Genomic DNA, 23,124 nt, shown 5'->3' with positions numbered 1-23,124 from the left:
CAAACCCACCAGCCACGCCCGCCCCAATCCCGTTAATCCCATAAATTCCGTCCTCCGAACTCCGCGCCCTCCGCGCCTCCGCGGTGAATCAAAAATCATCCGCACTACACTGCCGCCCCCGCATCTCCCGCCGTCTTCGTCGAATGCCACCGCAACACATAATACGTCGCCGGCACCTCCCCGCCATTGCGCATCCCGTGCAGCTCATTCGACGCATAAAAAATCACCGCCCCCGCTCCCGCCTTCCACACCTTTCCCTCCACACTCACCTCCAACACGCCTTCCTTCACAAAAATCAACTCCTCCTCCGGATGCCGGTGCGGCGGATGCGACGCCTCGCCCACCCGCACCGTCGTCGCATGACAGCGCAGCCGCTCCAACGTCGCCGTCGGCGCATCGAAAATCTCCCGCCGCTCTCCCACCGGCGTCGCCATCACACCGAGTTTCGCCCACTCAAAAACCCCCGACACCATCCGTTCCGGAACACCTGTTTTTATCCAACTCATCCCGCCACCGTGCCGCCCGCACCTCCCCCCGCAACGCCCAATCCCCGCCCAAAGATCTTCCCGTCCAACTCCGCCTCGATTGAGCGTTCCCCTCTTCGCCCGCCTTCCCAAAAACGCCACAGTCATACTCCCTCCGAATCTTTGCGCCTTCGCGCCTTTGCGTGAGACAAGCATCCGGCAGTTGCACCGCCGTCCATTCCACCAAAACTCCCCCCGTGCCCGATCCCGCCAACACCGCCTCCGCCTCCGCTTCACCCCCGCCCACACTCGCACCCGCCACCCTCGACTGGGGCCGCACCCGCTACGAAGCCGCCTTCCGCTGGCAGGAAGAACTCCTCGCCCAGCGTCAGGAAAACAAAATCGGCGACACCCTCGTCTTCACCGAACACGACCCCGTCTTCACCATCGGCCAGCGCGCCGGCGCCGGCGCCAACCTCGTCTGGACCCCCGCCCAGCTCGCCGCGCAAGGTATCGAAGTCGTGAAAACCAACCGCGGCGGCGACATCACCTACCACGGCCCCGGCCAGATCGTCGGCTACCCGATCGTCTCGCTCCTCCCGCGCAAAGATCTCCACGAGTATCTCCGCTTCCTCGAACAAGTCCTCATCAACTCCGTCGGCTCCCTCGGCCTCGCCGCCGCCCGCCGCCCCGGCAAAACCGGCATCTGGCTCGGTCCGCGCAAAATCGCCGCCCTCGGCGTCGCCGTGAAAAAGTGGACCGCCTACCACGGCTTCGCGCTCAACGTGAACGCCAACCTCGCCCACTTCACCGGCATCGTCCCCTGCGGCATCGGTGCGACCGACGGCACCGTCACTTCGATGCAAGCCGAGCTCGGCGGAAAACCGCTCGACCTCGCCGAAGTGAAACGCGTCATCGCGCAAGAATTCTGGACCCTCTGGCCTGCCTTCCTCGCCGGCAAATAATCCCTTAGGGCTCGCGCTCGCGCGACGCCGTTCCGGGTTCTCCCTGGAAGGACGACCTCCGTGTCGTCCGTCTTTCCTGGCAACGCCGGGTGCCGCCCGCTCCATTAAGCGTTCCGCCCGGACGCCTCCCTTCACACCCCGTCTCCAACCAAAAAATACGTGCCTTCCTGCCCGCACGTCCCCAACACTCCCCGCCTCTTACTCTCCCACTCATGAAAACGCTCCGCCGCCTCCCGACACTCTCGCTCTCACTCGCCCTCCTCGCCGCCTCCACGGGCATCACCTCCGCCGCGCTGGCCACCCGCACCTACTCCTCGGGCGCGCAGTCCGTCGCCATTAACGGCGTCACCTGCTCCGAAGTCACCGGCTGGTCCGGCGGCGACATCGCCGGCACTGTCACAACATCCTCTCTCGGCGGCACCACGAAGAAACACATCTCCTCCATCAGCTACGACCCCATCGTCGTCGAAACCACACTCCCACTTTCCCCCGCACTCACCGACGCTCTCTCCAGTTTCCTCTCGGGAAAAAACACGCCGCAACCCCTCACGCTCACGACTGCGGACGCCAACGGTAAAACCGAGTCCACTCTCCTGGCCGCCAACGCCGTCATCGAAGAAGTCCAATTCCCCAAACTCGACGGCAGCTCGAAAGACCCCTTTCGCCTCACCTTCATCTTCCGCGCCGAGAGCGTGAAATCCGTCGCCGCCGATGGCTCCGCAACACGCGCCGGAGCCAAGGTCGGTGCCGGCGCCATCGCCTCCAATTTCCGCATCACCCTCGACGGCCTCCCCTCCACCCGCATCGCCTCCCTCGAAGCCTTCTCCATCACGAACACCACGACCGGAAAACCCGCCGGTGTCTTCAACGCAGCCTCCGCCGCCATCGCCACCCCCAACATCTCCGACCTCACCGTCGCGATCAGCGCAGCCGACCGCGCCGCCTGGACCGCCTGGCGCGACACCTTCCTCGTCCAAGGCAACAGTCAGGACACCGCCGAAAAATCCGCCACCCTCGAACTCCTCGGGCCCGACATGAAGAGCACCATCTTCACCCTGAAACTCGCCAACCTCGGCCTCATCCGCCTCTCCACCCCGCCCACCGAAGGCGAAGCCATCGCCCGCCTCCAGGCCGAGCTCTACGTCGAGACCGCCAGCCTCCCTTCAGCGACCGCTCCAGCCGCCCCCCCCAAAGCCGTCCTTGACGCCCCCGCCAGCCTCAACATCGCCCCCGTCAAACGCCCCGTCGTCAAACCCTGACCTCCGCGCCTCTCGTGTAAATCTCCAGCCGCCGGCCATTGCGCCCGGCGGCTTTTTTGCGCCTGCAAACCACCCGGCACTCACCACCGCGCACCTCGCCTCCATCACCTTCCGCCACCCATTGAGCGTTCAGCGTTAAACGTTGAGCGTTCCTCTTTACTCAAACCATAGGCCCCATAAGCTCCATTTCTCCCCGTCCCCGCCCCCAGAAAATAAGTGTGCACCGCTGGCCAGAACCCCTTTTCCTCCCACCCTCTCGTTTCCGTTCAGATTCCGCTCAGCACACTCAATGGACACCGCTCGCAAACCTTCCTGGCTCCGCGCCAAGCTTCCCTCCGGCCCCGGCTACAACGCCGTCCGCAAGCTCGTCGACGAGCACAAGCTCCACACCGTCTGCCAGAGCGCCCAATGCCCCAACCTCGGCGAATGCTGGTCCCGCGGCACCGCCACGGTGATGATCCTCGGCAATATATGCACTCGCTCCTGTAACTTCTGCGCCATCGCCACCGGCAAACCCACCGAACTCGACCTCGGCGAACCGGCCCGCGTCGCCGACGCCGTCGCCAAGATGAATTTGAAACACTGCGTCATCACCTCCGTCGCCCGCGACGAGCTGAAAGACGGCGGCGCCAGCGTCTGGGCCGCGACCATCCGCGCCATCCGTTACCGCAATCCGAATACCGCCATCGAAGTCCTCGTCCCCGACTTCAAAGAAAACTTCGAGCACATCGACACCGTCCTCGCCGCCAAGCCCGATATCTTTAACCACAACATGGAGACCGTGGAGCGCCTCCAAAAACCCGTCCGCGTCCAGGCCCGCTACGACCGCTCCCGCGCCGTCCTCCGCCACGTGAAAAGCCGCGGCTTCACCACCAAGACCGGCATCATGCTCGGCCTCGGCGAGGAACAGCACGAGATCGAGCAGACCCTCCGCGACATCGCCTCCGACGGCGTCAACATCCTCACCATCGGCCAATACCTCCAGCCCACGCCGCAGCACTGGCCCGTCGCCCGCTGGGTCACGCCCGAGGAGTTCATCCGCTGGAAAGAATTCGGTCTCAGCATCGGTTTCGGCGTCGTTGAATCCGGCGCCATGGTCCGCTCCAGTTACCACGCCGACGAACAGTCGGAAAAGTACACCGGTACCGACCACCTGAATACCGAAAACGCCCTCGCCAGCGCCTGACCGCGCCGCGTCCCGTCCCGTAGGCCAGCGTGCTCGCACGCGCCCCGACCTCGCCTCTTCCTTAGATGGATGCGCGACGCCCCCATCACGCATTCCCCAGGAGGGACGACCTCCGTGTCGTCCACTTCCGCCCGCCTCCGCGGTAGCCGCGTTTGTTAAAGCGTGGCCACTCGATCGCTGCGACACCCTCTCACGTCTCCTTCGCATCCGACCTTCGCGCCTTTGCGTCTTTGCGATTCAACCAAACTCAGCCCGCTTTAGCCTTCGTCCCCACCAGCAGCACATTCCCATACGGCGTCCCCTTCCCCATCGGCCACACCTCCACGCCGAGCCCGGTACTTTCGAGCAACGCCCGCCACCCCGCCGCCGTCCGAAAACAAAACCCTTTCGACGAATACCCAAAGAAAAACGCCTTCGCCCGGTTCGCGACATTCACCGCCTGAAACCGCCACCCTGCCCCCGCATCCGCCTCGCGAAGTAACAACGTCCCACCCGGCTCCAACGCCGCCACCAGCCCGCGCACCAACGCCTCCTGATCCGCCGCCGGCATCATGTGGAGCACATCGAAAATCAAAATCGTCCGTGCCACCGGCAACGCCTCCACCCGCGCATCCGCCGCGATAATCTCCGCATCCTCACCCAGCGCCCGCCGCGCGATCCCCGCCACCTTCGCCCGCAGCTCGATCCCCACCAGCCGCCCCCTCAGGAGCGCCGACGTCCCCGTCGGCTCCGAAAACGCCCTGCCCGCCCGATGCGCACTATTCTCCAGCGGCCCTTCGCCCTTCGTCCGCAACTCCCCCAATCCTGTTAATCCTGTAATCCTGTCCAAATTTCCGTCCTCCCGCTCCGCCCCCGCTTCAACAACTCCACGCTCCGCCGCCCGCCCTTCCGCGATCAACGCCAGCATCAATCCCTGCCCGCACCCCAGATCGATCACCGTCCCACCACGCTTCAACCACGGCCCGTCCCAGACTGCCCGATACACCGGATCGCCCAAAAGTTTCCCACGCGCAAATTGCCATGCCGTGATCCCGCACGACCGATACCTCTGCGCTGCCTGTTTCGCGATGATTTCAAACACCCCGCCACCGTGCCGCCCCCCGCCCCCACGTCCAGCCCTCTCCCAAAACGGTAGGAGCGGCTTTACGCCGCGATCTCCGGAAAAACTCGCCGCATTCATCCCGCCATCGCACCGCCCCACCCCGACTCCTCCAATCCTGAAATCCCGACCAAACTCCGTTCCGTCTCCTCCGTCCCGACGCACCTCCACCCCACGTGCCTCGATCAGCTCCCGCCCACATCACCCGCAGTCAGCAGAATCCGCCACCTTCCGAATCCGTTCCCATCAGTGCCATCAGTGGTTAAAAAATTCCGTCTCCGACCTCATGCCCCACTCCGATTCCTCTCTCCGCCGGCTCCGCTCCTCCCCAAACCCAACTCCATACTCGACACCGCCTTAAATTTCAGTCTTTTCTGAAATTACACGAACCACACCTCGCCCGCCTGCCCACCTCGTCTCCCCACGTCCCCTCCCCGCCGTTCTCCGTTCACACCTTTCGCCAACTCCGCTCACTCTATGAAACTCACACCCACCACCCAAAAATTTATCCTCCACTGGGGCGAGATGGGCGCCCGCTGGGGCATCACCCGCTCCGTCGCCCAGATCCACGCCCTCCTCATGGTTTCCCCCGAGCCCATCGCGGCCGACGAAATTGCCGAGACCCTCGACATCGCCCGCTCCGCCGTCAGCACCGGCATCAAAGAACTCCAAGGCTGGGGCCTCGTCCGCATCGTCCACCAGATGGGCGACCGCCGGGACCACTTTGCCACCCTCGAAGACGTCTGGGAAATGTTTCTCCTCATCATGCGCGAACGCCGCCGCCGCGAACTCGACCCTACCGTCACCATCCTCCGCGAATGCGCCGCCGAAGCCGCGTCTTCCAAAACGATTCCCGCCTCCACCCTCAAACGCTTCGCCGACCTCGCCGAGTTCATGGAGCTGACCTCCCGCTGGTGCGAACGCTCCCAATCCCTCTCCCCCGCCGGCCTCAAACGCCTAGCGAGCCTCGGCGACAAAGTCTTCAAACTCCTCGGCTGATCCCGGGAGCGCCGACGTCCCCGTCGGCCTTTTCAGTCTGCCAGCCTCCGCTCCGCAACGTAGCCGCGTCACTTAAGACGCGGAGTTAGCCTCCGCCTCACCCACACTCTACCGAATCCTGTTAATCCCCCAATGCTGTCCAAAAAATCTTACCATGCATGCTGTACACCGAATGCATAATAAGACGCCCCAGACGAATCCAGTCGAAGGCACCGTCCAGTGGAGCCCCCTGAAATCAATTTGGTTCTGCACCTGCGCCTTGATCGCCATCATCGGCGGAGCACTCACGATTTCTCCAACGGCTATTCTCGTATCGTTCATCTTCACCGTGAGCACGCTGTGCCTCGGACACTCGGTGGGATTTCACCGCTTGCTCATTCACCGCAGCTTCGCCTGCCCGCGCTGGCTGGAATACATATTGGTTCATCTCGGCGTCCTGGTCGGGATGGGCGGCCCTTTTCGAGTGATGTACATGCACGAAATCCGCGACTGGGCCCAACGACATCCCAACTGCCATCCTTTTTTCATTCACCGCAATCCCGCGTGGAAGGATTTCCTCTGGCAGCTTCACTGCGAGATTCAGCTTCGACATCCTCCCGGATTCATCATCGAGCCTTCGACCGCTGAAAACGTGGTCTATAAATTCATGCAGCGGACGTGGCTCCTACAGCAACTCCCCTGGGCGCTGCTGCTCTACTTTTGCGGCGGGGCGGGCTGGGTTATCTGGGGGATCTTCGTGCGCATCACCGTTTCGCTGATCGGACACTGGCTGGTCGGCTACTTTGCTCACAACCACGGCTCGCGAGACTGGCACCTCACCGGCCATGCCGTCCAAGGCTACAACCTAGATCACCTCGGACTGCTGACGATGGGCGAATGCTGGCACAACAATCACCACGCCTTTCCCGGCTCAGCCAAACTCGGCATTGGTGAACACCAATTAGATCCTGGATGGTGGGCCATCAGCGCTCTCCAAAAACTGAGACTGGCCTGGGCGATCAAATTACCAGCCGACCAGCCGGAACGCCCGGAACTCAGCGCCGCACCATGAAACTCATCCTAACCGGAGCCACCGGCCAGCTCGGCCGCATTCTCCTCCGCGACTTCCTGCGCGACACCAACGCCACGCACGACCTCGTGGTCCTCACACGCGACCCATCCACGTTCCCCTCCTCCGACTTCACCTCGCCCCTCATCACAGCAACCACCAGCACCAACACTCCCGCGCACAACTCCACTCTCCGCATCCTCCATTGGGACGCCCGCACCCTAGCCCCCTGGTCCGCCGAACTCGACGGAGCCGACGCCGTCATCAACCTCGCCGGCCGCTCCGTCAACTGCCGCTACACGAAGCGCAACCTCGCCGAAATGCTGTCCTCCCGCGTCGAATCCACCCGTGTCATCGGCGAAGCCGTCGCCCGCACCGCCCGCCCTCCGCGCGTCTGGCTCCAGATGAGCACCGCCACCATCTACGCCCACCGCTTCGACGCCCCCAACGACGAAGCCACCGGCGTCCTCGGCAGCTCCGAGCCCGACGTCCCGCGCTACTGGGACAAATCCATCGAGATCGCCCGCGCCTGGGAGGAAACCCTCTTCACATCTCCGACTCCCCTCACCCGCCGCGTCGCCCTCCGCTCCGCGATGGTGATGAGCCCCGACCGTGCCGGAGTTTTCGATACACTCGCCAAACTCGCCCGCCGCGGCCTCGGTGGCGCTCACGGCAACGGCCGCCAGTACGTCTCCTGGATTCACGAACACGACTTCGCCGCCGCCATCCGCTTCCTCCTCGCCCGCGAAGACCTCAGCGGCCCCATCAACCTCGCCGCCCCCGGCCCGCTCACCAACGCCTCTTTCCAGACCATCCTCCGTCACGCGCTCCTCGCCCCCATCGGTCTCCGCTCGCCCGCCTGGCTCCTCGAAATCGGCGCATTCTTCCTGCGCACCGACACCGAGCTCCTCCTCAAAAGCCGCCGCGTCATCCCCACCCGCCTCCTCGAAAACGGCTTCACCTTCCGCCACCCCGACTGGCCCTCCGCCGCCATCGAACTCGCCGGACGCTGGGAAAATTCTCCGCCCGTCCCGTAGGTCAGCGTGCTCGCACGCGCTGCCGAGTCCGCACCGCACTCCGCCACCGGCACCCGGTCAGCGCTTTTCTCCCGCCGCCTTCTCTCGCGCCGCATGCGCCGCCGAAACCGCCAGATATTTTTCCGCCCACCCTTTCAACGCCCGCTGATGTTCCTCATTGAGCGTCCGCGCCACCTTCGCAGGAGACCCCAGGACGACGGATCCTGGCGGAATCACCGTCCTCGGCTTCACCACCGCTCCCGCGCCCACGATACTCCGCGCCCCGATCCGCGCACCATCGAGCACCGTCGCTCCCATTCCGATCAAACACTCATCCTCGATCGTACACGCATGGACGATCGCCCCGTGCCCGATCGTACACCACGCGCCGATCACCGCATCGAGATCGTCCGCCAGGTGAACCACGCAGTTGTCCTGAATATTCGTCCCTTCCCCCACCACGATCCGCGCAATATCCCCGCGCAGCACCGCTCCATAAAACACGCTCGACCGCGCACCCAGGGTCACATCGCCGACCACGGTTGCGTTCGCCGCCACCCAGTTTGCCCGCGCCGTGTCCGGCATTTTCGAAAGATGCCGCGCCAGCCGTTCTTCAACCGTCAGGGGAGTCGGAGTCATCCCTTGCTTCTCGCCCCGCGCGCACACACCCGCAAGCCTCCCGGCACGCAACCGGCTTTCTCCACCCTCGATTCATGGACTCCTTCTCCCATCTATTTCGCGGTCTTCTCGGCATCACCGCCTTCCTCGCCATCGCCGCCCTCTTCAGCACCAACCGCCGCAAGATCGACTGGAAACTCGTCGGCGTCGGCATGTCGCTTCAACTCATCTTCGGCCTGCTCATCCTTCACGTCGGCCCTGTCCGCAAACTCTTCGAAGCCGTCGGCTGGGGTTTTAACCAGATCATCGGCTTCACCAACGAGGGCACCCGCCTCCTCTTCGGCTGGTTCAACGGCATCGCTGGCGGCAACATCCCCGAGCTACCCTTCACCGCCGGCGGCCCCGTCTTCGTCGTCAGCGTGCTGCCCACCATCATCTTTTTCTCCGCGCTCACCTCGCTGCTCTACCGCCTCGGCGTCCTCCAGTTCATCGTCATGGGCTTCGCCTGGATCATGTCGCGCACCATGAAACTCTCCGGTGCCGAAACCCTCAACGCGTCGGGCAACATCTTCGTCGGCCAGACCGAGGCTCCGCTCCTCATCAAACCGTATCTAAAAACCATGACGCGCTCCGAGCTCCTCGCCGTCATGGTCGGCGGCATGGCCACCATCGCCGGCGGCGTCATGGCCGTGTACATCACCCTTCTCGGCGGCAATGACCCCGTCGAACGCGTCCGCTGGGCCACCCACCTCCTCACCGCCTCCGTCCTCTCCGCCCCTGCCGCGCTCGTCGTCGCCAAAATCCTGATGCCGCAGGAAGAAATCGTGGACCGCGAACTTCGCATGAGTGCCGAGAAACCCGGCGAAAACATGCTCGACGCCATCTGCCTCGGCACGACCGACGGCCTAAAACTCGCCGCCAACGTAGCCGGCATGTTGATCGTCTTCACCGCCCTCGTCGCCATGGTCAACTGGATGCTCGGTGGCCTCCTCGGCGAATGGACCGGCCTCAACGCCTTCATCGCCTCCACCTCTGGCGGCCGCTACGACAGCCTCTCCCTCCAACTCCTCTTCGGCCTTTTCGGCGCCCCGCTCGCCTGGCTCATGGGCATCGACTCCGCCAACCTCATAACCGCCGGCCAGCTCCTCGGCGAAAAAACCGTCCTCAACGAGTTCATCGCCTACCTCTCGATGAACAAACTCCAGGCCTCCGGCGCGCTCACCGACGACCGCACCCGCATCATCCTCACGTATGCGCTTTGTGGATTCTCCAATATCGTCTCCATCGGCATCCAGATCGGCGGCATCGGCGCGATTGCCCCCGAGAAACGCCCCGAGCTCGCCCGCCTCGGTTGGCGCGCCCTCCTCGGCGGCAGCCTCGCCTGCTTCCTCACCGCCTCCGTCGCCGGCATGATGACCTGACGGTCGCCCCTCCGAGGTAGGGCGGGTTAGCCCTAACCCCGCCGGTTGGATAAATCCACCTCCTCAGCTCTCAACTTTTTCCTCACGCCTTCACGACCAGCTGCGTCCGCTGCGACTTCTTGAAATACGTCCGCGCAAACTCCCGCAGCTTCGCCACCGTCACCGCGTCGATATAGCCGTCGTAATTTTTCCAGTCGTTTACCGGCTGCCCATAAAGCGCATTTAAGCCCGCCTGCATCGCGCGCGCCGAATTCGTCTGCAGCCCCATCCGACGCCCCGCCTTCAAACGCGTCTGACACCGCTTCAGCTCCTCCGCCGTCACCTCGCCCGCCTGCACGCGTGCGATCTCCGCGTCGAATTCCGCCAGCACTTCTTCGTAATGCTTCGGACTCGTCCCGGCAAAAAACGCAAACATCCCCGCCTCCAGTCCGACCACACGGCTCGACCGGACAAAGTACGCCAGCCCCTTGTCCTCGCGCACTCGCTCGAACAACCGCGACGACATCCCGCTGAACAGTTCATCCGCCACTTCGCTCACGTAATAATCGTCGGCCTTCAGACCCGGCCCGCGAAACGCCTGAAACACCACCGCCTGCTCGCGCGGCTGCGTCTCGATAAAATCCCCGACTTCTGCCGGACGCTCAAACGTCACCTCCGGCTTCGCCAGTTTTCCCTTCGGCACTTTCGCCAGAAACGCCTTCAGCTGCGGCACCAGCTTCTTCCGGTCAAAATCGCCCGCCACCGCCAACACCACATTGCCCGCGACAAAACACGTCTTCCACAGCGCCGCCAGATCGCCCGGCGTCACCGCCTTGAGCCCCGACTCGTCACCCGCCGAGTCGATGGATAGCGGATACGCGCCAAAAAATTTCCTCCTCAGCAGCTTCCGTCCAAACGTCACCACATCGTCCGCATCCTGCATCAGCTCCGCCAGCTGCGCCTCGCGCTCGATCTCGAACGTGGTCTTCTTAAACGCCGGCGCGAACACCGCCTCGCTCAGCACCGTCAGTGCGCGATCCACATCCGTCGGCAGCACTTCAGCCGCGAGCCCGAAACTGTTGTTGCCCGAGAACGGATGAAATGCCCCGCCCACTTCCTCGATGAACTGGGCGACAGCCGCCGCGCTCCGCTTCCGCGTGTCCTTCGTCAGCATCGTCGCCAGCAGTGACGTCGCCCCGCGCTTGCCCGCGTCTTCCTGCATCGGTCCGCCAAGACACAGCAGCCGCACATGCAAATTCGGGAGATGCGCGTCGTGCTGAAGCAACAGCCGCGAACCGTTCGCCAGTTTGATTTCCTCAAACTCAAGATCGCTGCCCGCCACCGCAGTCGTTCCCGTAAGCGCTTCCTCACTCGCCTTCGGATTAAGTGAAACCGACGTCAGCCGCGCAGGCACGAGATAAGTCTTCAGTACGCGCTTCAGATCCGCCGCGGTAACCAGACGCATCCGCTCGAAATATGTCTTCGCATAATCGAGATCGCCGATGACGACTTCCGCCGCTCCGAGCCGCGACGCCTGCCCGCTCATCGTTTTGCGCGAATTGATTTCCCCCACCACCGTCTGCCGCTGCGCCTTCTTGATCTGCGCAGGCGAAAATCCTTTCGCCACACACCTCGCCAGCGACCGCTCGATCGCCTTCGTCGCCGCCTCGCGCTTGTCCGCGTCGCATGTGAACGACACATAAAACAACCCCACGCTTCCCGGCGTCCAGCTGTGCGCATCGACCGAGTGAACCAATCGCGCCTTCTCGCGCACATCCTGCCACAGCACCGAGCTGTCGCCCCCGCCCAGAATCGTCGCCAGCAAATCCAGCAACGGCGCATCCGGATGGGTGATACCCGGGATCTGCCACGCCAGCCCGGCCCGCGTCAGCTCCACGTCTTCGAATTTATGCAACGCCCGTGGCGCGAGTTGCGCCGGCTCCTCCGGAATCACCACCGGAGCCAGCCGCGCACGCGGAGCTCCGCCAAAATGTTTTTCCACCTCCACCAGCGCCGCTTTCGGGTCAACTGCCCCCGCGATCACCACCACCAGATTGTTCGGCACGTAACGCGCACGGTAGTAGGCGACGAGATCCGCATGCCTCACACCGGAAAACACTTCGCGGTGCCCGATGATCGGATACCGGAACGGATGCTGCCGAAACGCCGTGTCGAACAGCGCCTCACCCAGCCGCTGGTCGGGATCGTCGCGCCCCATGTCGATCTCGCGCAAAATCACGTCCTTCTCCTTCGCCACTTCATCTTCCGGCAGCGTCGAGTGCAGCACAGCATCCGCCAGAATATCGACCGCCACGCCCACATGCTCCGACGGCAGATCGATGTAATACACCGTCCGGTCAAAGGTCGTGTACGCGTTGATGTACCCGCCATGCGCCTGCACCGACGCCGAAATCTCCCGCCCCGCCCGGCGCTTCGTGCCCTTGAAAAGCATGTGCTCCAGATAGTGCGAAAGCCCTGCACCGAGCAGCGCATTTTCATGAATGCTCCCCGTCTTCACCCAGACCTGCACCGACGCCACCGGCGCCGACATGTCCGGCTTGATCAGCACCGTCAGCCCGTTCGAGAGCACCGTGCGATCAACGCGCTCTTTCCAGAATGGATCGAGCAGGCTGAAGTTGGCGGAAACGGCGGTGGGTTTAACGGGCATGGAAAAAGTCAGATGTGTTCAGTTTCAAGCTAACAGGCGCAGACGTATCCGCCTTCTGATTGCCGCGCAAATCAGGCCGAAGCGCGGAGACGCAGCCACAGGCAGATCGTGAGCCGCCGCCTCAAGCCGGACCGACCGCTTCGGTCGCCGTGTCCGTCTGGCGCGGTTTCTTCTTCGGCAAAAACGGTTTCACGAACGCATCGTCAAACGTATAGATGTCCGAAAAGTCCTCGCGTTTATCGCTCTCGGTTTTGCTGAAGACGTTGTACTCGATCAGATTGAAAACCAGATCGCCAAAATCCTGACAGCGTTTGATACCCCACGAGTTCAGCACCGTCTTCGTCAGCGGCCCGTACTGATCCAGCGCGTAGGCTCGCAGCCCTTCCAACAACTCCGGTCCGCTCACGTGACGCGACCGTTGCGCCTTCTCGGCGTCTTTCTTACGGATCTCCTTCACCGTCTGATCCAAACCCTGACGGATAAAGGTATAAGCCTTCCGGTCGTAGCGACCGTCTTCTTTGCAAATGAGCTCGATGACTTCGTTAAATTCCACGTCCTGCATGTTCGGGATGGGTGACAGTGCGTTCAGACTTCATCGTGGCAACTGCTCTTCACGTTGCTCTGGGCGCTTAGCCTCTTGTTCGGCCGCATTTCCGCCAAAACCAGGTAAAAACCTGCTTATGCAATTCATCTAATTTACAGAATTGCATTCAGCAGGCGATAGCTTACCTAAAGTTCATCATCACATGATCGCTTCAACCCAGACCAACCACCCCTTGGCGGCCGTATCACCCGCCAAATCGCCAGCGTCCATCGACGTGGCTTGCGCCCGCCTCAAGTCAGCCGGGCTTCGTATTACCCAGCCGCGTGTTGCGATTCTAGAAGCACTTCTGAAACGCACCGCGCCGGCCAGCATCGAGCAGATTCACAACGACCTCGCCAGCACCGCCTGCGATCTCGTCACCGTGTACCGCTGCCTCGCCGCCTTCCAGGAAGTTGGCCTCGTCCGCCTCTGTTACTTCCACAACGGCACCAGCCTCTACCAAATCGCCCTCGATGGCGACGCCGCTCCCTACCACATCGTTTCCAAAGACTCCAACGACGTCACCGAACTCGATGCCGAGAGCAGCGCCGAACTCCGCACCGTGGTGAAAAAAATCGAAGAGACGCTCAAGTCCCGCGGTTACACCGACGTTTCCCACCTCGTCGAGTTTTTCGCCCAAAAACCGAAAAACCTCACGCGCGATTCCGGCAACGTCGCCGCCACCGCGATTCCCGCCGCCGTCCAGCAACGCAGCCAGTCGCCAGTCGTGAAGAGCTAAGCCGCTCTCCTCTTTCAAAAACAAAAACGCCGAGGTTCATCACCTCGGCGTTTTTGTTTTTAGGCGACCCAACTCTGCTTCTGCATCCGTGCTCTCTGTGCTATCTGTGGTTGGATCGAACCTCCGAACTTAAAAGGAGAAGCTGCCTCACTCACGTTGCCATCCGGTAGTAGTCGTTGGCCTTGTCCCAATCCACCACGTTCCAGAACGCATTCACATAGTCCGCGCGCCGATTTTGATATTTGAGATAGTACGCGTGCTCCCACACATCGAGACCGAGAATCGGCCGCGCGCCCATCATCAGCGGCGAGTCCTGATTGGCCGACGACTCGATCACTAGTTTGCCATCTTTCATGAGCAGCCACGCCCAGCCGCTGCCAAACCGTTTCGCCGCCGCATCCGCGAACTGCGTCTTGAACGCCGCGAAATCGCCGAACTGTTTCTTGATCGCCGACTCCAGCCCGCCTTTCGGTTCACCGCCACCCTTCGGGCTCAGCAGCGTCCAGAAGAACGAGTGATTCGCATGCCCACCGACATTATTCCGCAGCGTCGTGCGAATCGCTTCCGGCGCCTTATCGAGCTGACGCAGCAGCTCCGGCACGTCCAATCCCAGCAACTCCGCGTGACCCGCCAGCGCCTTGTTCGCCGCCGTCACATACGCCTGATGATGCTTCGTGTGATGAATCTCCATCGTCTTCGCATCGATGTGCGGCTCCAGCGCATCATAAGCAAAGGTCAGCGGAGGCAGCACGAAAGGCCCGCTCGCCGCGTTCGCTGCCGCTCCAGCCGACGCCTGCGCCGAGAGACGCTGCATCCCCAATAATCCCAGACTCAGCAGGGCCGCGCCCGCGCCAAACGTTTTGAGTGCGTCGCGTCGCGACAGGGTGAATTCAGCGTTTTGGGAGTTCATGCGAGAGTTCGGTAACCCAAAAGCCCATCACTGCAACCGCCAGCGCCATTTCAACGGCACGGTTCGTACCGGTACCCGATCCCATGAACCGTAATAATCGCAGCCGGTGATTCCGCGTCCGCCTCCACCTTCTTCCGCAACTGCGCGACATGTTGGTCGAGCGTCCGCGTCGTCCCAAAATAACCCACGCCCCACACCGCGTTGAGCAACGCATCCCGCGTCAGCACTTCGCCCGCACCCGCCGCAAAAACTTCCAGCAACTTCAACTCCCGCGCCGTCAACGCCACCGCCTCGCGCCCGCTCACCGCCGCCGTGAATTTCTTCCGATCGATTTCCGCCACACCAAATCGAAACACCGCCGGCAACTCCTTCGCTCCTCCTCCGCCCGCACCGTTTTTCTCAGCACTCGTCCGCGAACGCCGCAGCAACGCCTCCACCCGCGCCAGCAATTCATGCACGCCAAACGGCTTTGTTACATAATCGTCCGCACCCAGTTTGAGTCCGACCACCTTGTCGATCTCCTCGCCCTTCGCGGTGAGAAACAACACCGGCACGCGTTCGCCTTTCGCACGCAGATCCCGGCACACGTCATAGCCGCTGGCCTTCGGCATCATCACATCGAGGATCACCAGATCGAATTTCCCCTGCGCAAAAAGCTTCAACGCCTGCGCGCCATCGCCCGCCGCCGTCACATCATACCCTTCGCTCTCCAACGTCGCCGTCAGCCCGAGCCGTATGTTCGCGTCGTCTTCGGCAATCAGGATTTTCGCTTTCATGGCAAAGTAAGCACAAACACCGCGCCGCCTCCCGGCCGCGCTTCGCAACGTAGTTCCCCGCCCAGCCCGCGCGCGAGCTGCCGCGCAATACTCAGCCCGAGTCCCGTGCCGCCCTTTTCCGCCGTCAGCGTCTGATCCACGCGGTGAAACTTCTCGAAAATCCGTTCGCGTTCCGACACTGGCACGCCCGGCCCGCGATCACTCACGCGCACCTCTGCTCCACCGTCCGCGCGACCCACAAGCGCCACGCTCAACTCGCGCCCGTCGCTCGCGTACTTGCACGCATTATCCACGAGATTGAGTACGATCTGCTCCACTGCATCGCGGTCCGTCGTCACCATCACCGGCTTCTCGGGCAGCGAACCCCTCAATGTCATCCCCGACTCAGCGACCCGCGGTGCATGAACATCCATCAACCGCCCCAACTCAGCTCCGAGATCACACCGCTCGCGTTGAAATTGCTTCTTCCCCTGCTCCAGCCGCGAAAAATCCAGCGCGTTGTTCACGAGCCGCGCCAGCCGCTGCGTCTCGCGACCGATCGTCCGCAGATACTCGCCCTGCTTCTCCGCATCGGCCACGCGCCCTTGCTCCAGCAATTCTGAATACAGCCGGATCGTCGTCAGCGGCGTCTTAAACTCGTGCGACACATTCGCCACAAACGACGTCTTCTGCGCCGCCTCCGCCTCGCTCCGCCTCGCCTGCCACAGCAGCAGCGATCCACTCGTCAAAATCGCCAGCAACAACACCGCCGCGAGCGACGCTCCCACCGCGAAAAACGATCCCGTCCCGCTCTCCTCCGGCGCGACCGCCAGAAACGCCACCACGTCCCACCCCGGTAACAACGTCGCCGCCAGTGGCACGCGCACCGTCGGCGCACTCGCCGCGACCACGCCCGCTTGATGCTGCACGCGCCCCTTGTCATCGCGCAGCGCATAGCCCTCGCCCGCCGCCACCTCGACCGGCATCGCCCCGCCCAACCGCGACACCAGCGCCGCCAGTTCCACCTCCACGCCACGCACCTCGCTCGCATTTTGCGGCCACACCCAGCCCAGCAAATGCAACCGCCCGTCCGCCACCAACGGCAGCCATCCACGCCGGTCCGCAACAGGCGCAACACTCGCCGCCTTCGCCGCCGGTACCGCGCGCTCTGCCACTGCAAAATCCGCTACCTCTGCTTTCTCCGATAATGAACGCCCCTTCACCTTAGCTTCTTGCTGTCCCGAGAGCGCGCTCGCACTCCCCGACTGCGCCGAGTTCGACGCATACGACGACCGATCCTTCGCCAGCGCTTGAACTTCGCGTCGCGCATTTTGAACCGTCTCCACGTTTTGATCGCCCTTCTTTCGCGAACTACTCGAAAACTCCTCGTAAGATAGTTTTACCGGCCGCCACGGCGGCTGAGCACTCAACCGCGTCGCAAACCGCCGGTAAAATCCCCGAGCCTCTTCACTACGGTTCCCTATCGCCGGCCGCAGCAACCGCCCGCTGCTCGCCGCCGCCCGGAACGCCGTCCGCACGAGCGGATTGGTCCGCTCCCAGTCATTGAGCACCGCGTCCAGATTTTCCGCCGGTGCCTCAGCCAGCGTATCCAATAATCCCGCCTCCACATCGCCGACCAGTAATTCGACATTTTCGGCGACCAATGCCGCCCGCGCTTCGACCGCCGCCCTCCGCGCCGCCTCGGCCGATTCCGTGCGCTTCGACAACCGCGACTCCTCCCGCTCTAGCAACAACCACGCCCCCGCTCCGACCCCAAGCGCCGCTGCCAGCAGCAACAACCAATAGAGAAAAATGCGGCGCGAGGTGGTCGTCACAAAAAGAGTGAAGTCAGCTGACAAAATTATCGGGCGTATGCCGAGCTGGTTTTGCGGTTGGGAGGTGGAACGCGCGGTCCCCGCGCGTTGTGTACGCAGGGACCGCCTTTTCAGCGCTTACGCTCTTCGACGATGCACAGCGTGCGCAAAACGTCCGCTTCACCGACAGACCGTTGCAAGCTTACTTCGAACTCCCGACCGACGACTGCTGACTCGTCGTTTGCGTGTTCTCGGCGCGATAGGCTTTGCGCTCCTTGTTGCTCAGCCCATCGCGCTCGAGCCGGTCCGCCTCCGCTTCCTGCTTCTTCGCGAGTTCAGCGAGCTCCACATTTTTATAGGTCACCGCCATCGAATTCATTTCCACGGCCTTCGCTCGCAGCGCCTTTGCGGCCGCCGCCGGTTTGCGCGCATCGACCAACTCCACCGCGCGGTCCTTCGTCATCGCGAGGCTGTTAACCGCATAATCGTTCTGCACCTTCAAGTTTGCCGAGCCGATCACCGCTTCCTTGCGCTTGCTGAAGGTCACCGCGCTGCGCGCCTGGCTCGTCGCGGACTTATTCTTCAACGCGTCATCGTAGGTCAGCCGCGCCGTCGCGAGTTCCAGACTCACGCCGTCTTCCCGCGCCGGCACTTCGACTTCGATCAACGCGAACTTCTCCTGGCCGCCGTAAATTTGATTGAGCGTCACCTCCGCCTTCTGGCCCTTGATCACGCCTTCGCGACCGACAAACCCCAAAGGACGCACGCCCTCGGGAAACTCCACTTCCACGACCACCCGGCGCGCCACCACATTGAGCACATCGCCGATTTCACCCGCGAAGATCCGCGGCAGATCCTCGCTCGACTCCACGAAGTACGTGTTGCCGTCACTGCGCTGCGCGAGACGCGTCATGAGATCCTCGTTGAAGCCGAGTCCGAGCCCCACCGTCGTGACCGAAACGCCTTCTTTCATCAGCGCCGTACCCAGCCGCGCCAGATCGTCCGGCGTGCTCGGGCCGACATTCGCCTGCCCGTCGGAGAGCAGGATAACGCGGTGGATGTAGCGCCGATCTTCGAGATGCTTCCGAACTTCCGACGCGCCTTGAGAAACGCCGCCAAAGAGCGCCGTGTTTCCGTTAACTCGGATCGAGCGGATCGCTGCCGAGATGCGACGCCCATCGCCCACGCGTTGCGCCGGGACCAGCGTCTCCACATCGGAATCGTAAGCGACGACCGAGAGGATGTCGTCCGGCGCAAGTCGGCTGAGAACTTCGAGGGCGGCCTCGCGCGCCTTCTCGATTTTATCGCCGCTCATCGAGCCCGAGCGGTCGATCACGAGGGCAAGGTTTACCGGCGGACGCGACTCCGGGCGCGGCAGGCGCACGCCATCGAGCGAGATTTTGATGACCGCTTTTTCCGTAGAGCCCGCCGGCAACACCGTGCGATCCAGATCGAGCCGCAGCCGCACCGCCTCATCGCCGGAGGAAGTGTTGGTTTTAGCAGAGAGAGCGACAAACGAAGCGACACCGACAAGCGCGGCCGCGAAGAACGAGAAGAGCGAAGTTTTCATGGTGAATGTCCGTTGAGGACGGAGCCATTTCACCACAAACCGCCGCGGCAGTTGTCAGCGCCGCGTCAGGAAGTTGTCAGGGATTTGTCATGCGCTGCACGCGCAGGATTGCATCGATCGCGCGCTCTCGCCCGAGGCAGGGCGCGTTATCCCTAACGCGCCGCTCCGTGATTCAAAGCGGGCAGCTTCTCACCACCCGCTAGCACCGCCCGACTCAGAACGTCGGCTTCAGCGTAATCGAACCGCCCGGCTTCACGACATAGTCGGTGCCCGCCGACCAGGAGAGATCGTTGACGAGAAACTTGAACACCACCGGCGCGCCCGCATCGGCCAGCGTGACGGACCATTTGTCGTCGGCCACGCAGTCCATGATCAGCCCGGTTTCCCAGCTCAGGCCGGGACCGTCCCCGCGGATCCAGAGCGTGTTGCCGAAACCGATGTCGATCTCCGCCGTGATCGTCGTGAGCACGGGCATGGGCGGAGTTGTTTTCACGGTCGGTGCCGCCGCCGGAGCCTTCGCCGCAGCTTTGGCCGGTTTGGCCTTGGCGGGAGCCTTCGCCTTGACGGGACTGCTCACCTTTTTTGCCGGAACGGGCGCCGGGATCGCTGGGGTAGTCTTGGTCTTTGTGGCTGTGGCTTTTTTCATGTGTGGAAATCCTCCGAGGAAGCAGGCTCTTTTAAGTCTGCGAGCGCATCTTCCAACCGGCGGCACCTCCCGCAACAGCAAATTGGAGACCAAGCGCGCGCCCGGTCATTTTTTGCACAGCCGTCACGTCAGTCCGGCGGACGCCCCTGCTCAAAATTGGTATTTACTCGCCGAAAGCCCTCGCCCAAAACCACCGGCTCCAGAGGGGCAGTAGCTCAGTTGATAGAGCGCGTCGTTCGCAACGACGAGGTCGCCGGTTTGATCCCGGTCTGCTCCACCAATCCCCATCAGCGGCAGGTTCGTCAGTCAGCATTCCCCAGCTTCATGACTGCAGCAGCTAACAACTCCTTACCCCCAATCCCAGTTCACATCGAACACGGTGCGCTCTTCCTTCAAAGCGCGAAGCAGTTCAAATCCGGGATCGCCGCCAGCGACGCCGGTTTGCATTCCGTCGCCGAAGGAAAGCCCAAGCGAAAGGCAGCTTAAACTCCCCGTCACACGATTCCGGATACCTAGGCGCACGTTACACGCAAAATACATCACTGAATTTTAGAGGAAATCATCCCCTGCCAAATACCTACACCGGCCCCCCTTTCTTAGCGTTAGCAGCATCTATGACAACCAGCGGCACCCTCGCACTCGTATGCAGGTTTCAAACGCCGCCCTTCGGGGCAAGGGCACCGATATTCAAGGTCAAAACCGATTCCGCTGTAGCCAATCTTTTTATTCACGGGGACGGTTCACTTTCCCTAACGCTTGAGCACTCGGGGCCATCGCATCATTTTCACTTTCAACGCGTTCAGATCGATTTCGGCTACGTTATTGTAGTCGCAACTTGGAAAGATCACACAGCTTCTTTGCGACTGAATGGAGTCGAATTACTAAGCGGCGACCCAAGCCTTCTCCCGGTTTTAGCAGTAGAAACACGTGAACATATTGCGACGCCTCCTCAACAAATCTTCCCCGGATTGAGAGAGGCGTTCTCTGAACACAAAGCTGAAGCCTTTTTTCTTAGAGCCATCGCCGATCTAGACGAAACTGCGCTCAAAAATGACTGGTACGAAACCCTTCGTGGTTCCGCTATCATGAGACAACTACTACTCGATGGAATGCTGAGCCGCGCAAACACGCGATTTTGCCTTAAGTTCAAGTTTCGTATAAATGACGTGGAAGAACTGCCTGCAGATGTCCCTAGCCCAGAGAGCCATTGGTTTAATCTTGATCCCGGCAGTGTGACCACCCGTGAGATTATTGAAATTAACCGAGACGCATTTCTCGCGAGAAAGTGCATGCTATTCAAAGGACAGGCCGCGAGTGTGAAGGATGTCATCAATGCGTGCGCGAATTCAAAAGGAGGAGTACACTACGGACCTGCGAAAACTGAAGGCGACAGAACTGTTATTGCGCTAGACGAAGCCTTTAAAGTCTCGGACGTGGATATCAGTTACGTATCGATGACTGGTTTGTTTCGGATAACCTTGGTTGCGCTCAAACCATTAGTGTCCGCCATACTGGAAGACTCAAAAAAGCAGGAGAACGAACGGGGTAGCCGGAAAAGAGCCGGAAAAGGGGTCAAACTTTGCAGTTTGCACACCCCGCTCGCCTCAAGAGGTCAGACCTGAATGTTTGCGATCCGTTCTAAGTCCGAGGCCATGCAGTGCGTCCATCTGAATCCACTTTAGCGACAATCCGGCAACACGCTTCCTGCTCTCCTCTGAGTAGCCTGCGACCGCCCTGCGTCACTATTCCGTTGTTGTGGTCGCGGAACCCCAAAAGCCAGCTCACCCCAGCGCCCGATCGTTCAGCATCCGCGCAAAGACCATTTTTCCACCGGCTGATGGCAGCACGCTGGAGATTTCCACCGTCACGCGTTGGCCGATGTGCGGACGTCCGCCCTGCACGACGACCATCGAGCCGTCTTCCAGATAACCGACGGCCTGGAGATCTTCTTTGCCCGCTTTGACGAGTTCGACTTCCAGCTGCTCGCCAAGAATCAACTCCGGCCGCAACGAGCGCGCGAGCGAGTTGAGGTTGAGCCAGTGGACGCCGTGAAACTCCGCCATCTTCGCCAGATTAAAATCCGTGGTGAGCAGCTTCGCCTTCATCGACTGCGCGAGGAACACGAGCTTCGCATCCACATCCTGCTTTTTGGTCACATCGCTCTCCGGGATGCGGATATCGATGTTTTTGATTTTGCGCAGCTCGCCGAGCACTTCGAGTCCACGGCGTCCACGGGCATGTTTGGTCGGCTCGCTCGAGTCGGCCACAGCCTGCAATTCATCGAGCACGAACCGAGGGATCACCAGCGCCGCGCTGAGAAACCCCGCCTCGCACACCTTTGCAATGCGCCCGTCGATCAGCGCGCTCGTGTCCACCACGACCAGCGACGTCTCCACTTCCTGCGGCACGAAACGCACATAAGGGATGACCAGGTTGAACTCATCTTTGCCGCGCAGCGCTATGACCGTGCAGAGATAAGTCGCCACGAGAAACAGCGCGAGCTGCGTCAGATAAACGTACTGCGCATCAGCTCCGCGAAACAGTGGCGATGTCCCGATCAGATAGGAAATCAATGTCCCCACCCCGAGGCCGAACGTGATCGCTGAAAGACCGCGCAACGAAAACCCCTTCAACATCACATCGGTCAGCACCGCCAGTATGCCGATCGATCCGCCAATGAAGGTGGCGAGCATGCGGCGTTTATCCCAATCCTCGATCGTGTAGCAGATCAGCCAGCCGGCGGCCGCGCACAGCAGGATGAAAACAATCCGGATCGGGAGCAGCGTGCGGTTCATGAAAGCGATTCGTGGGACTTCTCAGCGTTGGTGGAACACGATGAACAACACGACCGGCAATCCGATGCCGATGCCCATCGCCGCGTATAAAATCCAAAGCGCGCGTTGGGCTTTTGCCTTTTCAGCAGCAGAGTCGTCCATCTTGGTTGCACTGCACAAAACCGCTCACCGCATGACAACGCAATACTGGCTCGTGAAACAGGAACCCGAGGCTTACGCGTGGACCGACTTCGTCCGCGACGGCAAAACCGACTGGACAGGCGTGCGTAATTTTCAGGCCCGCAATTTCCTCAAAGCCATGCAGCCCGGCGACGCCGTCCTCTTCTACGAGAGCGTCACCACCAAGGCAGTCGTCGGCCTCGCCGAAGTGAGCAAAGCCGCGTTTCCCGATAAAACCGCCGACGAAGACGGCTGGGTGGCGGTCGAACTCAAAGCAGGCAAGGCGTTGAAAAATCCCGTCACGCTCGAACAGGTCAAAGGCGAAGCCTCGCTCAAAGACATCGGCCTGCTCCGCCAGAGCCGCCTCTCCGTGATGCCGCTCAAAAAGACGGAGTTTGCGAAGATCGTGAAGCTGGGCGGATGAGTTCTAT

21 protein-coding genes and 1 tRNA gene are annotated in these 23,124 nt (G+C 61.8%); 11 read left to right on the top strand and 11 right to left on the bottom strand.

The features are described 5' to 3' along the window. Window positions 1–104: 104 nt before the first annotated feature. On the bottom strand, window positions 105–434 hold the full coding sequence (locus tag CMV30_RS19940; RefSeq protein ID WP_175414906.1) for a cupin domain-containing protein: 330 nt from the start codon (window positions 432–434) through the stop codon (window positions 105–107). A 287-nt stretch (window positions 435–721) separates the two neighbouring features. Here CMV30_RS19940 and lipB point away from each other — a divergent pair, with 287 nt between their 5' ends. The 3 genes from lipB to lipA all read left to right on the top strand — a co-directional run bounded on the left by lipB (window position 722) and on the right by lipA (window position 3,874). Next, a complete protein-coding gene (gene lipB, locus CMV30_RS15340) occupies window positions 722–1,429 on the top strand; it encodes a lipoyl(octanoyl) transferase LipB (RefSeq protein WP_096057801.1) in 708 nt (235 codons plus the stop codon). Window positions 1,430–1,641: 212 nt separating this feature from the next. Beyond that, window positions 1,642–2,688: a hypothetical protein gene (locus CMV30_RS15335; protein ID WP_096056848.1), complete on the top strand. Its 1,047-nt coding sequence runs from the start codon at window positions 1,642–1,644 to the stop codon at window positions 2,686–2,688. A 289-nt stretch (window positions 2,689–2,977) separates the two neighbouring features. Continuing rightward, window positions 2,978–3,874: a lipoyl synthase gene (lipA, locus tag CMV30_RS15330; RefSeq protein WP_096056847.1), complete on the top strand. Its 897-nt coding sequence runs from the start codon at window positions 2,978–2,980 to the stop codon at window positions 3,872–3,874. A gap of 247 nt (window positions 3,875–4,121) precedes the next feature. Here the strand turns inward: lipA and CMV30_RS15325 are convergent, their stop codons facing one another. Beyond that, window positions 4,122–4,871 carry a methyltransferase domain-containing protein gene (locus CMV30_RS15325; RefSeq protein WP_175414905.1) on the bottom strand — a complete coding sequence of 250 codons (750 nt, stop codon included), beginning with the start codon at window positions 4,869–4,871 and terminating at the stop codon, window positions 4,122–4,124. A 579-nt stretch (window positions 4,872–5,450) separates the two neighbouring features. Here CMV30_RS15325 and CMV30_RS15320 point away from each other — a divergent pair. The 3 genes from CMV30_RS15320 (at window position 5,451) to CMV30_RS15310 (ending at window position 8,057) form a co-directional block, all read left to right on the top strand. Continuing rightward, window positions 5,451–5,972 carry a GbsR/MarR family transcriptional regulator gene (locus CMV30_RS15320; protein WP_096056845.1) on the top strand — a complete coding sequence of 174 codons (522 nt, stop codon included), beginning with the start codon at window positions 5,451–5,453 and terminating at the stop codon, window positions 5,970–5,972. Window positions 5,973–6,231: 259 nt separating this feature from the next. Continuing rightward, window positions 6,232–7,023 carry an acyl-CoA desaturase gene (locus tag CMV30_RS15315; protein ID WP_217494404.1) on the top strand — a complete coding sequence of 264 codons (792 nt, stop codon included), beginning with the start codon at window positions 6,232–6,234 and terminating at the stop codon, window positions 7,021–7,023. Then, the gene (locus CMV30_RS15310; protein ID WP_096056843.1) at window positions 7,020–8,057 is read left to right on the top strand and encodes an epimerase; all 1,038 of its coding nucleotides are present in this window, start codon (window positions 7,020–7,022) and stop codon (window positions 8,055–8,057) included. The genes CMV30_RS15315 and CMV30_RS15310 overlap by 4 nt, the downstream gene beginning before the upstream one ends. A 57-nt stretch (window positions 8,058–8,114) precedes the next feature. Here the strand turns inward: CMV30_RS15310 and CMV30_RS15305 are convergent, their stop codons facing one another. Next, complete coding sequence (locus tag CMV30_RS15305) at window positions 8,115–8,660, bottom strand: gamma carbonic anhydrase family protein (protein ID WP_096057800.1); 546 nt, start codon at window positions 8,658–8,660, stop codon at window positions 8,115–8,117. A gap of 89 nt (window positions 8,661–8,749) precedes the next feature. Between CMV30_RS15305 and CMV30_RS15300 the strand changes: the two genes are divergently transcribed. Then, entirely contained in the window at window positions 8,750–10,075 is a 1,326-nt protein-coding gene (locus tag CMV30_RS15300; protein ID WP_096056842.1) for a NupC/NupG family nucleoside CNT transporter, read from the top strand. 82 nt (window positions 10,076–10,157) lie between these two features. Here the strand turns inward: CMV30_RS15300 and CMV30_RS15295 are convergent, their stop codons facing one another. After that, on the bottom strand, window positions 10,158–12,722 hold the full coding sequence (locus CMV30_RS15295) for a M16 family metallopeptidase (protein ID WP_096056841.1): 2,565 nt from the start codon (window positions 12,720–12,722) through the stop codon (window positions 10,158–10,160). Window positions 12,723–12,843: 121 nt separating this feature from the next. Further along, window positions 12,844–13,284 (bottom strand): Minf_1886 family protein, encoded by a 441-nt coding sequence (locus CMV30_RS15290; RefSeq protein ID WP_096056840.1) that lies wholly within the window; start codon window positions 13,282–13,284, stop codon window positions 12,844–12,846. Window positions 13,285–13,468: 184 nt separating this feature from the next. On the opposite strand from CMV30_RS15290, the gene CMV30_RS15285 reads away from it, so the two are divergent. Beyond that, complete coding sequence (locus tag CMV30_RS15285) at window positions 13,469–14,044, top strand: Fur family transcriptional regulator (protein ID WP_096056839.1); 576 nt, start codon at window positions 13,469–13,471, stop codon at window positions 14,042–14,044. Between the two features lie 151 nt (window positions 14,045–14,195). Here CMV30_RS15285 and CMV30_RS15280 read toward each other — a convergent pair whose 3' ends face one another. The 5 genes from CMV30_RS15280 to CMV30_RS15260 all read right to left on the bottom strand — a co-directional run bounded on the left by CMV30_RS15280 (window position 14,196) and on the right by CMV30_RS15260 (window position 19,739). Beyond that, window positions 14,196–14,858 carry a superoxide dismutase gene (locus CMV30_RS15280; RefSeq protein ID WP_245844483.1) on the bottom strand — a complete coding sequence of 221 codons (663 nt, stop codon included), beginning with the start codon at window positions 14,856–14,858 and terminating at the stop codon, window positions 14,196–14,198. A 146-nt stretch (window positions 14,859–15,004) separates the two neighbouring features. Then, the gene (locus CMV30_RS15275) at window positions 15,005–15,730 is read right to left on the bottom strand and encodes a response regulator transcription factor (protein ID WP_096056837.1); all 726 of its coding nucleotides are present in this window, start codon (window positions 15,728–15,730) and stop codon (window positions 15,005–15,007) included. Further along, window positions 15,727–17,544: a sensor histidine kinase gene (locus CMV30_RS15270; RefSeq protein ID WP_138223324.1), complete on the bottom strand. Its 1,818-nt coding sequence runs from the start codon at window positions 17,542–17,544 to the stop codon at window positions 15,727–15,729. Before CMV30_RS15270 ends, CMV30_RS15275 begins: the two co-directional genes overlap by 4 nt. A 181-nt stretch (window positions 17,545–17,725) precedes the next feature. After that, window positions 17,726–19,093 carry a vWA domain-containing protein gene (locus CMV30_RS15265; protein ID WP_096056835.1) on the bottom strand — a complete coding sequence of 456 codons (1,368 nt, stop codon included), beginning with the start codon at window positions 19,091–19,093 and terminating at the stop codon, window positions 17,726–17,728. A 214-nt stretch (window positions 19,094–19,307) separates the two neighbouring features. Continuing rightward, window positions 19,308–19,739: a hypothetical protein gene (locus CMV30_RS15260; protein WP_096056834.1), complete on the bottom strand. Its 432-nt coding sequence runs from the start codon at window positions 19,737–19,739 to the stop codon at window positions 19,308–19,310. Between the two features lie 204 nt (window positions 19,740–19,943). Between CMV30_RS15260 and CMV30_RS15255 the strand changes: the two genes are divergently transcribed. Both CMV30_RS15255 and CMV30_RS19560 read left to right on the top strand, forming a co-directional pair. Continuing rightward, window positions 19,944–20,019 (top strand) — tRNA-Ala (locus CMV30_RS15255). Between the two features lie 334 nt (window positions 20,020–20,353). After that, window positions 20,354–21,361, top strand: coding sequence for a hypothetical protein (locus tag CMV30_RS19560; RefSeq protein ID WP_138223323.1), 1,008 nt, complete (start codon window positions 20,354–20,356; stop codon window positions 21,359–21,361). A 159-nt stretch (window positions 21,362–21,520) separates the two neighbouring features. On the opposite strand, the gene CMV30_RS15240 is transcribed toward CMV30_RS19560, so the two are convergent. Next, on the bottom strand, window positions 21,521–22,534 hold the full coding sequence (locus CMV30_RS15240; protein ID WP_096056831.1) for a PIN/TRAM domain-containing protein: 1,014 nt from the start codon (window positions 22,532–22,534) through the stop codon (window positions 21,521–21,523). Between the two features lie 172 nt (window positions 22,535–22,706). On the opposite strand from CMV30_RS15240, the gene CMV30_RS15235 reads away from it, so the two are divergent. Beyond that, complete coding sequence (locus CMV30_RS15235) at window positions 22,707–23,117, top strand: EVE domain-containing protein (protein WP_096057799.1); 411 nt, start codon at window positions 22,707–22,709, stop codon at window positions 23,115–23,117. The last annotated feature ends 7 nt before the right edge of the window (window positions 23,118–23,124 follow it).

Origin of the sequence: Nibricoccus aquaticus (assembly GCF_002310495.1) — a bacterium.
Taxonomy (GTDB): domain Bacteria; phylum Verrucomicrobiota; class Verrucomicrobiia; order Opitutales; family Opitutaceae; genus Nibricoccus; species Nibricoccus aquaticus.
This window is presented reverse-complemented; position numbering and strand designations above follow the sequence as displayed.